The sequence below is a fragment of the Syntrophothermus lipocalidus DSM 12680 genome (genome assembly GCF_000092405.1).
GTDB lineage: Bacteria > Bacillota > Syntrophomonadia > Syntrophomonadales > Syntrophothermaceae > Syntrophothermus > Syntrophothermus lipocalidus.
In genome coordinates, this window is the sequence record NC_014220.1 from 99,818 (window position 1) to 112,634 (window position 12,817).

General features: G+C 51.5%; 13 protein-coding genes. 9 read left to right on the plus strand and 4 right to left on the minus strand.

Features of this window, described 5'->3' with window-relative positions:
- Positions 1-150 precede the first annotated feature (150 nt).
- The 4 genes from SLIP_RS00485 to SLIP_RS00500 form a co-directional block, all read right to left on the minus strand.
- Positions 151-1,236: a TolC family protein gene (locus SLIP_RS00485; RefSeq protein WP_013174298.1), complete on the minus strand. Its 1,086-nt coding sequence runs from the start codon at positions 1,234-1,236 to the stop codon at positions 151-153.
- A gap of 13 nt (positions 1,237-1,249) precedes the next feature.
- Positions 1,250-1,795 (minus strand): PepSY-associated TM helix domain-containing protein, encoded by a 546-nt coding sequence (locus tag SLIP_RS00490; RefSeq protein ID WP_013174299.1) that lies wholly within the window; start codon positions 1,793-1,795, stop codon positions 1,250-1,252.
- A gap of 214 nt (positions 1,796-2,009) precedes the next feature.
- Complete coding sequence (locus SLIP_RS00495) at positions 2,010-3,779, minus strand: ATP-binding protein (RefSeq protein WP_013174300.1); 1,770 nt, start codon at positions 3,777-3,779, stop codon at positions 2,010-2,012.
- A complete protein-coding gene (locus SLIP_RS00500) occupies positions 3,780-4,466 on the minus strand; it encodes a response regulator transcription factor (protein WP_013174301.1) in 687 nt (228 codons plus the stop codon).
- Between the two features lie 170 nt (positions 4,467-4,636).
- On the opposite strand from SLIP_RS00500, the gene SLIP_RS00505 reads away from it, so the two are divergent.
- The 9 genes from SLIP_RS00505 (at position 4,637) to SLIP_RS00550 (ending at position 12,783) form a co-directional block, all read left to right on the plus strand.
- The gene (locus tag SLIP_RS00505; RefSeq protein WP_041432474.1) at positions 4,637-4,840 is read left to right on the plus strand and encodes a hypothetical protein; all 204 of its coding nucleotides are present in this window, start codon (positions 4,637-4,639) and stop codon (positions 4,838-4,840) included.
- Between the two features lie 349 nt (positions 4,841-5,189).
- Entirely contained in the window at positions 5,190-6,161 is a 972-nt protein-coding gene (locus SLIP_RS00515; RefSeq protein WP_013174302.1) for a CoA transferase subunit A, read from the plus strand.
- On the plus strand, positions 6,162-6,974 hold the full coding sequence (locus SLIP_RS00520; protein WP_013174303.1) for a CoA-transferase subunit beta: 813 nt from the start codon (positions 6,162-6,164) through the stop codon (positions 6,972-6,974).
- 147 nt (positions 6,975-7,121) lie between these two features.
- Entirely contained in the window at positions 7,122-7,691 is a 570-nt protein-coding gene (gene spoIIR / locus SLIP_RS00525; RefSeq protein ID WP_148216477.1) for a stage II sporulation protein R, read from the plus strand.
- Positions 7,692-7,948: 257 nt separating this feature from the next.
- Positions 7,949-8,968: a 4-(cytidine 5'-diphospho)-2-C-methyl-D-erythritol kinase gene (ispE, locus tag SLIP_RS00530; RefSeq protein WP_013174305.1), complete on the plus strand. Its 1,020-nt coding sequence runs from the start codon at positions 7,949-7,951 to the stop codon at positions 8,966-8,968.
- Positions 8,925-9,617, plus strand: a complete 693-nt coding sequence (locus SLIP_RS00535; protein ID WP_013174306.1) for a GntR family transcriptional regulator — start codon at positions 8,925-8,927, stop codon at positions 9,615-9,617. Before ispE ends, SLIP_RS00535 begins: the two co-directional genes overlap by 44 nt.
- Positions 9,618-9,633: 16 nt before the next feature.
- The gene (locus tag SLIP_RS00540) at positions 9,634-10,407 is read left to right on the plus strand and encodes a nucleotidyltransferase family protein (RefSeq protein WP_013174307.1); all 774 of its coding nucleotides are present in this window, start codon (positions 9,634-9,636) and stop codon (positions 10,405-10,407) included.
- Between the two features lie 17 nt (positions 10,408-10,424).
- On the plus strand, positions 10,425-11,813 hold the full coding sequence (gene glmU / locus SLIP_RS00545) for a bifunctional UDP-N-acetylglucosamine diphosphorylase/glucosamine-1-phosphate N-acetyltransferase GlmU (protein ID WP_013174308.1): 1,389 nt from the start codon (positions 10,425-10,427) through the stop codon (positions 11,811-11,813).
- A gap of 19 nt (positions 11,814-11,832) precedes the next feature.
- Entirely contained in the window at positions 11,833-12,783 is a 951-nt protein-coding gene (locus tag SLIP_RS00550; RefSeq protein ID WP_013174309.1) for a ribose-phosphate diphosphokinase, read from the plus strand.
- Positions 12,784-12,817 lie beyond the last annotated feature (34 nt).

Here is a 12,817-nt window from a genome sequence, read left to right on the forward strand (position 1 = left end):
AATCATCTAGCAAAATCTGTCTAAATCTGTGTGCATCTGTGGTTTATTTTAGGGGTAGATTGAGTCCAAGAAGCGAGTCCCTTTCAACTCTTAACTCTTAATTCTCAATTCTTAATTCTTAATTCTTAACTCTTGCCTCTGCATTCTCAATTAACTCCCACTGTACGCCCAGGGGGTGGCGAAGGCTTTGGCTAGGACCGCGTGCTGGCATTTGGCCTCGAGCAGGGATTGGTAGGCTTTAGCCGCTTCGGCTTCTGCCTGGGCTACTTCCATGCGGCTGGCGGCTCCGTACTTGAGTTTGAGCTGGGTCCACTCCAGGTTCTGCTGGGCGGTTTGGGACTGGCTGAGCAGGTTTTGGTAGTTCTTCTCAAGCTGGGTTATGCTGCTGTAGAGTGAGCGTACCTGCTGCTCGAGCTGGTTCTTGGCTGAGACCAGGTTCTGCTCGGCCATAGGGATCGACAGTTGTTGGGCTTTGTATGAATTGTATTCAGCATTACTGAAGCTGTATATGTCCAGGGCTATCTGGGCCTGGTTGACGGAGAGCTGGGCCCGTTTTACGGTCGGGCTTTCATCCAGGGCTCGGGATACTTCGGCCTCGATGCTGGTGATTTCGACTGGGTCGTATGCGGGTTCGTCTGTGAGCACGGGACGGGCCGAAGACGACAGGCCTATCAGTTGGTCGAGCTTCAGATACGCGTCTTCCAAATTTTGCTTAGCGGTCTCCAGTTGGGCCTGCGCGGCTTGACACGAATTTTCTTGCTGTTTCACTTCCAAGAGGCTGGCTTTGCCGAACTGGTGCTTGAGAACGGCAGCTCTCTTCTGGTAGTCGGCATAAGCGTAACTCTTTTCGGCTGCCGTTAGAGCTGCCTGGGCTTGAAGCACGTTGAAATATGCCTGATATACTTGGATGGTTACCGAATCTTTTTGGGACGCGAACTCCTTTTTCGCTACCTGCCAGTTGAGGTCTTTCTGAACCAGGTTGTTGAAGGCTTTTTCGGTCTCGGCGTCCGCCTGCCCGGTCGGGGTGTAGCTGACAGCCGTGGCCGCTGCTTCCCGTTCGTACTCCGCCTGTTCCAAAGAAAGCTCTTTGGTCTTGAGCGAAGGACTGTAGGACAAGGCCATTTCAACCGCCTGCTCGAGGGTCAGGGATTGAGTTTGGTCCGCTGCCCTGGCCGGGGGACAAATAGACAGCATGCCGAACAGTACGGTTAAGGCGATTACCAGGGATTTTCGCATGCCATTCACCTCTTTATTCCCCTTTTGCACGATCAGGGGAGTCCTCATTTACGTTCGAGCCGGGTGCATACGCGCCATTGTCAGGTGTCGTGGCATCCCCGGCTGGAGCTTCGGGGATTTCGTGCCGCGCATCGCCGTTTTTCAATCGTGCTTTTTCTTTTGGCCGTTTAAGCACCTTATAAGCGAGAATAAGCCCGGTTATGGTCACCAGTATGAAACCGATGGCAACCACATCTAAGAGCAGCGAGAAATCATAATTGCCGGCCCGTCCTTCGTGCAGGGCCCTAATCACTGCCAGAGTACCCAGATCTCGGCCGCCCGCGTACGGCCCGCCGGAGCCGGCTCTTCCTCTTTGCAACCCTGGGCCTTCCCATCCTGGCGTGCCTACTTGGGTGCTTTCATTCAACCCGAGGCTTGCATCGAACCCCGCTCTGGGCGGCCCTTGACCAGACCAGTGAGAGTTGGCCAGGATGAGGCCGGTTATCGACTGCAGCAAAAGGAATACGGCTACGATGACCCCCGTCCAGAGGTGTAGTTTGCGAATAGTCTTCAAAATCATCCACTCCTCCTGTCAAAAGACTTGGTATTCTGTTTCTACCATAACCAATATCTGTTACTGTTTTGTGAACAAACTCTAACAAAATTAAAAACACCGATTACACACGAATTCCCAGAGCCGGTGTTTGCCCATCACTTAAAAAAACGGCTCTATTAAGTAAGCGGAGACTATCTTTTCCACCCGGTAACTTAAGGAAAAGGCTCTTCGGGCGAAATCAGTTCTCCGCAGGTACTGCCGGGATGGAAAAAAAGAAAGTCGATCCTTGCCCGGGCTGGCTATGAACCCCAACTTTCCCGCCGTGAGCCTCTACTATTTGCTTGACGATAGCCAGGCCCAGCCCGGTCCCGCCCAGGCTGCGGGAACGAGATTTCTCCACCCGGTGAAACCTATCCCATATATATGGCAGGTCTTCCTCGGGGATTCCTGGACCTTCGTCGCTAACTTCGATTTGAACCAATCCGTTGTCTGAACCGGCCTTGACGGTCACCGTTTTGCCGGGAGGAGAGTAACGGATGGCATTCTCTACCAGGTTAGTTAACACCTGCTCCATGCGGTCTTCGTTAGCCAGCATCAGCGGCAAGCTCTGTGAAATATCGACTTTTACCGAGATCTGGTGTTGCTCGAGTTGCGGCCCCAGCTTGAAAAGGACGCGGCTCACCAGCTCGCTAACTTCGATTGGATGGAGTTCCCATACGATCTTACCCGCTTCCATCTGGGCCAGGTCTAACAGCTCGCGGATTAACCGGGTTAAACGAACTGTTTCTTGGTGGATCACCTTTAGGTAGTGTCTTTGGGCCTCGGGGTCGCTGATGGTGCCGTCTAATATGGCTTCTATAAATCCCCGGATCGAGGTCAGGGGGGTGCGCAGTTCGTGCGAGACGTTGGCTACCAAGTCACGGCGCCAGACCTCGAGGTTTTTGATATCGGTTATGTCCTGGAGCACGCCTACGGCACCGCTTATTTTGCCTGCGCCGTTGGTCAAAGGAGCAACATGGATCAGGACACAAGTTTTCCCGCCGTTCAGATCCAACTCAGCCGAGCGCGGTTCTCCTGAATCAGTCACGCTCGCAAAAACCTCAGGTATTCCCGAAAACGGCAGTTCGGAGAGCGGGCGGTTAATGATGTCTTCCGGCTTCACGGCTAAGGTTCTGGAGATGGCGGTATTGGCGAGGATAACTTGACCTTGTCCGTCCACAGCCAACACCCCTTCTGCCATGTGAGCGAGAATGCTTTCAATCTTGCTCTTTTCTCGGAAAAGAGCGGTTACGGTGGCATCTAAAGACTCTGCCAGGTAATTGAAATCCTGGGCCAGTTGGCCTACTTCGTCACTGGTGGTAACTTCGATTCGCTGGTCAAAGTTACCTTTGGCCATTTCGCGGGTTATCCGGCTCATTTGGCTAAGAGGACGGGATATGGAGCGAGAGAGCCACGTTCCTACCAGGGCTGAGAGCACCACGGCTGCTGCTGCCGCGTAAAGGATGAGGGACCGGATGGCGTTGATGGTAGCAGTTAAACCCGCGATCGGTGCGGCTATGGCCAGGGCTCCTGCCACTTGGTCTTGCGCATACACCGGAACTGTAACCGAAAGCACGGCTTCCTGAAAACGCTTGTGGTACCCGCGAGAACTGATGGTCTCCCCGTTGAGGATGCGCTCGGCCTCCCCGGCTGTCAGCCAAAGGGGCGGGTGAAGCGGAACACCGGCGCTTGCCAGTTGCAGGTTTTCTTTATCGACTAACAGCACGCGGGCATTCAGAAAATGGCCGAGGGTAACCAGCATGGGATCTATCGGTTGTTCTGGGTTACCTTCGAGGTACGCGGATACTAGTAGCGCTAATTCCTGCCCTTTTCGTTCGAGCTCATGCTGTTTGGATGTGTAAAAATAGTTGGCTAATAGTTGAGAAGTAGCGAGCCCGACCGCTATCAAGGTTACCAGGGTTATAGCGAGGTAAGAAGCCATCAACTTGGTAAAGAGGTTTGCACGCATCTATTCTGCCACCTCAAACTTGTAACCTCGTCCCCATACTGTTCTTATGTACCGCTGCTTGACCCCTGATTCCAGCTTTTCTCTTAGCCGTTTGATATGGGTGTCTACTGTGCGGGGGTCCCCCAGGTAATCGTAATCCCACACGTAGGAAAGCAGTTGCTCTCTGCTATACACCTTCCCAGGATGGCTGGCGAGAAACCACAGTAATTCGAACTCTTTGGGGGTAAGGGAAACCCTGCGACCGTCAACCTCAACCAGGTGACTATCGTAATTCACAGTCAGGCCTGGATAGAACAAAACCCTGTTTCCATCTTGATTAGCCAAAGAGGTACGGCGCAGCACGGCTTTGACCCGTGCGACCAGCTCGATGGGGCTGAATGGTTTGCAAACGTAGTCGTCGGCTCCCAAATCCAGCCCCAATACCCGGTCGGACTCCTCTCCTTTGGCGGTGAGCATGATAATGGGAGCATTGCTCATCGCGCGAATCTCCCGGCACACCGTCCAGCCATCCTTTTTCGGCAGCATGATGTCAAGAATTACGAGGTCCGGGTTATTCGACCGGAATTTGCTGAGAGCCTCTTCTCCGTCCCAGGCCGCTTCGACGGCATACCCTTCTTTCTCTAAATACAATCTCAGTAGTTCTTGAACCAGCTCTTCATCTTCTACGACGAGAATGGTGGAAGCCATGGACAAGCCTCCTTTCCTCAACTCCGTTTCAACTCTGGTTTGTCAGGGAATCATCAACAATCATTTCCGACAAACCATGGTCTTTCCGGTTAGCTTCATTATATCCCAAACTCTTTACAGTTTTGTGACGACACCAAATACATTATGTTTTGTTCTAGACTAGGAGGATTTTGACGAAAGAGATCGAATATATAACCTTGGCCTGTCAAGGCATGCATGAATATGCCTCATGTCTTGACGCAAGAAGTTACCAGTTTATAGAAGAGAGAGACCGGGTTTTCCTGGGGTCAAAAGTGCAGCTCACGAAGGATCTGCTCCTGTGTTTCTCTTCAAACCTTTCAGGTAAGAGGGAAATAAGGGGGAAGATCTTATGAGCTTCGAGCTTAACCTTAAGCTGTTCGATACCGGAGTAGTATCGTAATTGCCCAGCGCGGAAGAAAGATAGCGCCCCTGTGGTGAAGGCGCAGGGCCCGCGATCAGACTTCATAAGGTTTGTTTTTGCTCAGCGAGGCTTTTTGTTTCGACTTGCAGCGTCTGGGAATGATGGAAAGACGTAACTGCAAGAGAGATGCAAGTGAGCCTGGACTGGGTTTCTGGAAGCGAAACAGCAGGGCAAAAAAGTCAGTGCCGGGACCGGTAGACAGAGAGATGGCGAGCAGTTGGGGTTATTATTCGGCTTAAGAGCTGCATTGTTTGATAAATTGAGCAGAGGGAGGGTATCAAATGGGTAGACCAGAAAAAATCAGTCTCAAAGAGGCGGCCAGTTTGATCAAAGACGGCGACCTGGTAGCTTTTAGCGGGTTTACTATCTGGCGCCGTCCGGTAGCCCTGTGTTACGAGTTAGTGAGGCAGGGCAGGAAGAATTTGCATTTGTTCGAGGTTCAAGGTGGCTTCCACAGCGACATGCTAGTTGGGGCCGGGTGTGTCAAAATATGGGAAGGCAGCTGGATGGGGCAGGAAATCCTAGGAAAAGTAGGAGAAAACCTGTCGCGCAAGCAGTGTGCGGGAGAGATCCTCACCGAGGACTTCAGCCACGGTCATGCCGTTGCCCGCATAGTGGCAGGGTCTCTTGGGCTCCCCTTCTTTCCGACTGCCTTGGCTATGGGGACCGACATCCTCAATCCTAAGTACGATATGCTGGGGAATGCAGGTTTGAGAGACGGTTCCAATCCCAAGATACCGCGCAAGAAGTACGATGTCATGAAAGACCCGTTCTATGACATGGGAGAGCTTTTACTGATGCCGGCTGTGAACCCCAATTGGGCCTTGATTTATGCTCCCTACGTCGGCACCGAAGGCACTGTAAGAGTGCTGGCTCAGAGTTACAATGACATGGACGTCATCAAAGCATCCGACAAGGTTATCGTGATCTGCGAAGAAATAGTGCCTGATGAATACCTCCGCCGAGAACCCGAAAGAAACATTGCCTCCGGATATGAGATCGACTATATAGTCGAGTGTCCGTGGGCAGCCCATCCCACCGGTTCCCAGTATTTCTATGATACCGATGCAGAGTTTCTGAGGAATTTCAATAAGGTACGGACTCAAGAAGAGTTTGATAAGTGGGCTGAGCAATGGATATTCAGCTGTGACAGTCATATGGACTACCTGAAGAAACTCGGCGTTGAGCGTTTGGAAAGCTTGAGGGCTGGAGTATTGGGCTATTCTAGACGGGTGAAAAGGGGGAAGAGATAAATGAGTGCTAAGACCGAATACGCAAAGCCAGGCGAATTCAAGCCGATAGATCTGTTAGCTGCTGCGGCGGCTAGAGAAGTAAAGGATGGGGACGTGGTGTTTGCCGGTACAGGGCTGCCGATGTTGGCTATTACCTTGGCTCAGTACGAGCATGCGCCAAACGCGGTTTGCATATACGAAGCCGGGAGCATAGGAGGAAGACCCATTGACATACCGACTTCGGTAGGAGACGCTCGTTGTGCGTACCAGGCTTCGAAATCGGCTGGGTTGTTCGAGACTTTCTACGGGCAGTTGCACGCTGGTTATGTGGATCTCGGTTTCTTAGGCGGGGCGGAGATAGATAAGTACGGCAATGTCAATACCACGGTTGTTGGCGATTACGCTCGTCCTAAGAAGAGATTCAGCGGAAGCGGCGGCAACGCGGACATTAACTCCTTTGCTAGAAGGACCGTATTCATCATGGTTCAGGAAAAGCGCCGGTTTAACGAGCACGTCGACTATATAACCTCGCCCGGCTGGAGGATTCCCAGGTGGCCGAGTGGGGAATTTGTTCATAAGAGAGAAATCTACGGAAAATTCTTCCACGGAGGGCCGGTAGCGGTCATTACGGATATGGCTATTTTCCGTTTCGATGAAGAAGGGCTAATGTATTTGGATACAGTGCATCCCGGGTTCAGCGTGGAAGACGTTAAGAACAACGTTTCTTTCGACCTGAATGTATCTAGGGTGAAGGGTGAAACCTTACCTCCAACCTACCATCAATTGGAACTGCTGTATACTAAGGTTGACCCAGAAGGGATATTCTTACCGTAAGTCAGGCTAAAGTATAAAAAAAGGCCCAAGTATCCCCGGAAACGGCCGGGGAATTTTTTTGGCTTGATTCGCAAACCTGTAGAACGGGTTTAGATTCGAAGGAGTCTGGTAATACTCAAAGGAAAAGAGGGTAAAGGGGTTTTGAACTTGCACCGCACATTGATAGTACTCTTGCTTTTCGGCACCCTTCTGGGATTGGTGAACATGGAGCAAATGAATCAAATCCAGGTATACAACCAGGTTCTCAGGCTGCACGTGATTGCCAACAGCGATTCCCGACAAGACCAAGCCTTGAAGCTGAAAGTCAAAGACAGGATTGTCACTTTGATGCGAAAAGAGCTGGACAACGTCCGGGATGTTGAAGAAGCAAGAAACCGGACACGTCAATGCTTGCCTTTGATTCAGAAAACGGCGCAAGCGGAGATAAAAAACCAGGGATACGATTACCCCGTTCGCGTGTTGATGGGAGAGTATGAGTTCCCCACCAAGCTCTACGGGGATATGGTATTTCCCCAGGGGCGTTATGAAGCTGTAAGGGTAATTATCGGGGAGGGACGAGGACATAACTGGTGGTGCGTGCTGTTCCCGCCTTTGTGCCTGGTTTCTTCACAGGATCAAGGTTTAACCCTGAATGCGGACTCTGCATATTCTGGATATGAAGTGAGACTGAAGCTGCGGGAAATTTGGAAGAAAGAGGTGCGGGTCACGACTAATTAAGCCACAGATGCACACAGATTTTTGCAGATTTACACAGATAATTGTTAGGATTGGTCTAATAGTTGCCCAGGGGAGACCATTAGATTTTCCTTGCTTTAGTGGCAACACCTTGGGACATCGATGGGAGACTGCGAAGATTTCCTATTAAACTACATCTGTGAACATCTGTGTAAATCAGCCGGGCACTCAGCTTGGTTAAGTTGCAACATGTTATTAGGTTGTAGGACGAGTTTGTAGCTGATTTAGAGGTATGCTGAGTGCCGGGTCTGTGGCTCATTACTGGGGTCGGTGGACTGGCGTTTTTTTTTGGGTACAATATAATTGAAGCTGTAGACAAAGCTGCGAATGAAGAAGGCAAGACCATGCTCAAAACAGTGACAATAGAAGCACCGGCTAAGATAAACCTCACCCTTGATGTTAAGGGGCGGCGTCCCGACGGGTACCATGAAATCGAAACCGTAATGCACCAGATAGACTTGGTGGACAGAGTATCCCTGCGAGTAAGTTCTGAGGGTATCAAGGTTACTGCCGATTCGCCTGAGCTCCCTTGCGCGGAAGACAACCTGGCTTTCCGGGCAGCTGTAGAGTTTTTTAGGCAAGTTGGTGCTACCGGCGGGGTCGAAGTATTCATCCACAAGAGGATCCCAGTAGGAGCCGGCCTTGCCGGGGGCAGCAGCGATGCGGCTGCTGTTATAAAGGGGCTTAACCGGTTGTATGGGGACAGGCTTACACCGGATGAGATGCTGGATCTGGGGGCGAAGATAGGCTCCGACGTTCCGTTTTGTATTTTGGGGGGCACAGCTCTTGCCCGGGGGAGGGGAGAGATAGTCACACCGCTGTTCACTGATATGACGCTAGCTTTGGTGCTGGTAAAACCGGATTTTGCGGTCTCGACCAAAGAGGTTTACGAAAGGTTCGACAAAGTGCAGATTTTCGAGCGCCCCGATACAGACGAGGTGATGCGCGGGCTCTTGTGCAAAGACGTAGAAATGATTTGTCGGGGAATGGGGAACGTCCTGGAAGCGGTTACGACTGCATGGTTTCCGGAGGTGGCCCGTATCAAACAGCGGATGAAAGGACTTGGGGCGATAGCGGCTCTGATGTCAGGAAGCGGTCCTAGCGTCTTTGGGGTGTTTCAAGAAGAAGGAGTAGCCAGGGAGGCTTTCGGCCGTTTCAAGCTCGAATACCGAGAGGTATACTTGACGAAGTCTTATAGAAAGGGTGAGGGAAAGGATGCCGGAAAGCAGACTGATTCCTGTGAAACTGGACACGTATAAGCCTTTACGCGAGGTAGTGTTCGAAACCCTCCGGGAAGCTATTATCAACGGGACTCTCAAGCCCGGAGAAAGAATGATGGAGATTCAATTGGCTGAACAACTCGGTGTTTCCCGCACGCCGGTGAGAGAGGCTATAAGGAAGCTGGAACTTGAGGGGTTCGTGGTCATGATCCCTCGCAAAGGGGCATACGTTGCGGGCATTTCTTTAAAGGACATCGCCGATGTTTTTGAGGTTAGGGCAGCCATGGAAGCACTGGCCGCCGGGTTGGCGGCGGAGCGGATTACCGCTGAAGAATTGGAGGAAATGGAAAGGTTGTTGGTACGAATCGGTGAGCATATCGAGGCCAATCGTTTGGAAGAAGTGGTGGAAATGGATACCCTTTTCCATGAGGCTTTGTACAAGGCCAGCCGCAACCTAAAACTAGAACAAATACTTCAAAACCTGCGGGAACAGATACAGCGTTTTCGCAGTACTTCTTTGGCTTTTCCAGGACGGATGAAAGAAGCCTTGGAAGAACACAAGAAGATAGTGGAAGCTATTTCTGACAGGAATACAGCTTTGGCCCAACAGTTGGCTCAGGAACACATAGAGAACGCGGAGAACAGCATGCTGGAGGCATTGCGCAGGAACGGTTTCGACCTCAAGTAAACTGGGGGTGAATTGCATGCAGGAATACGATGCAGTAATCCTAGCAGGGGGGGTTAACTCGGCCGAATTAAGAAAGTATGCCCCTTATGACAGTGAAGCGTTGATCGTCATCGGCAGGTATCCCATGGTTTACTACGTTTACCGTGCGGTCCGGGCGTCGCAACGGATAAGAAACATAGTAATAGTTGGGCCGAAACAGTCTCTGCAGGAAATATTTAAGAAGGAAAACAACCTCCGTTTTGCTGAACCTGGGCAGGATTCTATAGACAGCTTGGCCAATGGAATCGAAGTGCTGGAGGGGTCCGGGATTACGGACCGAGTACTGGTACTGCCTACGGATATCCCCTTTATCACGGCCGAAGCTATAGATGATTTCATTTCTAGGTGTGAGGGAGAAGAAGCTGATTTTTTTTATTCAATAGTTAACCGAGAGGTGAATGAGAAAAGGTTTCCAGGAGTGAAGCGGACCTACGTGAGGCTGAAAGAAGGTGTTTTCACAGGGGGCAACCTGTTTGTGATAAAGAGCGATAAGATCGCAAGCTGTGTGGCCTTGGCCAAGCAGTTTGTGGCCCGCCGCAAGAACCCGTTCCAGATGGCTCGCCTTTTGGGCTTAGGCCTGGCTTGGAAGTATTTGACTCGCCGTCTTACTATTCCCGATGCCGAAGCCAGATTCTATCGGGTTGTAGGTATTCGAGGGCGGGCTGTAATATCTCCGTTTGCCGAAGTGGGAGTGGATGTAGACAAGCCCAGCGATCTCTGGCTGGCTGAAAGGATATTAGGTGTGGGATAACAGAAGTCGATAACGGGGTGAGGGGATTGGCAGAGATTGCGGTTATTTTGGCCGCGGGTAAAGGCGTAAGGATGAAGTCTAACTTGCCTAAAGTAATGCATAAGGTTGCAGGTCAGCCTATGGTCCTGCATGTGGTAACCGCGGCCCGCAGGGCGGGTTTAAACAGGGCGGTCTTAGTGGTGGGACACGGGCGTGAACAACTGGAGAACGAGCTGGCCGACAGGGGTCTGGAGTTCGTGGTCCAGGACGAGCAGCTAGGAACAGGACATGCTCTGATGCAGGCGGAAAGACTGATTGCCCCTTCCGATACTGTGATGGTGCTGTGCGGAGATACTCCTCTTCTTCGGGCAGAAACTCTCCAGGCCCTGCTCGAACACCATCGGGGCCAAGGGGCAACGGCTACGGTTTTGAGCACGAGGCTATCCGATCCCACCGGGTACGGGAGGATTGTCCGCGACCGTGAAGGGAGGCTGGAACGGATAGTCGAGGAGAAAGATGCTCCGCCCGAAATCAAGGCTATTGATGAAATCAATTCGGGACTTTACTGTTTTCAGGCACAAGCGGTGTTCGAAGCCTTGAAAGAGATAAAACCGGACAATGCGCAGGGAGAATACTACTTGACCGATGTGCTTCCGGTGATGATTAAAAACGGGTTGCAGGTAGAAGTTTTCTTGCATTCTGATGCAGAAGAAGTGCACGGCATAAATGACAGGATCCAGCTGGCTTACGCCGAAAAGGTTTTGAGGCGGAGAAAAAACCAGGAACTGATGAGAAACGGGGTAAGCATGATGGATCCGGACTCCACGTTTATCGACATGCAGGTTGAAGTGGGGCCTGACACCTTAATCTACCCATTCACGTTTATCGAAGGTAACACCCGTATTGGCAGCAACTGCGTCATAGGTCCGGGTACTCACATAATCGATTCGGTGATCGCGGATGGGGTCAGGATAGAGAGGTCCAAGCTGTTGGAGTGCGAAATAGGCGAAGGCTGCAATATAGGACCGTTCGGATATATAAGGCCGGGGACGGTGCTCAAGAGAGGGGTCAAGGTAGGAGATTTTGTGGAGATAAAGAAGTCGGTCATCGACGAAGGCAGCAAAGTTCCACACCTGGCTTATGTGGGAGATGCCCAGGTGGGGAAAAGGGTTAACATAGGGGCCGGAACCATCACCTGTAACTACGATGGAAAAAACAAGTACGTTACGGTTATCGAAGATGACGCTTTTATCGGTAGCAATACTAATCTGGTAGCGCCGGTAAAGATCGGGCGGGGAGCGACAACCGGTGCCGGTTCGACGATAACCAAAGAAGTACCTCCTGAGACTTTGGCGGTGGAGAGGGCCAGACAAAAAAATATTGGCGGGTGGGCAAAGAGGAAAAACCAGGCCCACGACGAAGGATAAGGTGGGAGGGAGGAAAATCATGAATGCTTCCAGATGGAGGATGAAACTCTTTACGGGGACCGCTCATGTTTGTCTGGCCCAAGAGGTAGCCGATTACTTAGGAATCCACGTCGGCGATGCCAAGGTCAAAAGATTCATAGACGGTGAGATCAGCGTAGCCATAGATGAAAGCGTGCGCGGGGTCGACGTTTTTGTACTCCAACCCACTTGTCCCCCTGCTAACGAGAATCTGATGGAGCTTTTGATAATGATCGACGCCTTTCGCCGGGCATCGGCCGCGCGCATCAATGCCGTTATTCCCTATTACGGGTATGCCCGTCAAGATCGAAAAACCAGAGCTCGGGATCCCATCACTGCCAAGTTGGTGTCGAATCTTATAACCACGGCCGGAGCTGACCGCGTAGTAACGGTTGACCTTCACGCCGGGCAGATCCAGGGGTTTTTTGATATCCCTGTGGATCACCTGCTGGGAGTGCCCACCATCGCGGAGTATTTCAAGAATAAAGGGTTGGGAACGGACGCGGTGGTGCTGTCGCCTGATGTAGGGGGGGTCAGGAGAGCCCGGGACCTGGCCGAACGGTTAGGGGCGACCATCGCTATTATAGATAAAAGGCGACCGGAGCCTAACGTATCGGAGATCATGAACGTTATCGGCGATGTGGCCGGCAAGCAGGTTATCATCATAGACGATATCATAGACACCGGAGGAACCATAGCCAGTGCAGCCAAGGTTATGACTGACATGGGTAGTAAAGAGGTATATGTTTGCTGCACCCATCCGGTCTTTTCGGGGCCAGCCATAGAACGCATGAGGGAGGCCCCGATAAAAGAGATCGTTATCACCAACACCATACCCGTTCCTCCGGAGAAGAAGCTGCCCAATATGGTGATTCTTTCCATGGCTCCCCTTATCGGCGAAGCCATAATACGTATTCACGAAGACCTTTCGGTCAGCAAGCTTTTTGATTGAAGCTCATCGAGGCAGGGCCTTACCGTTTTCTGTT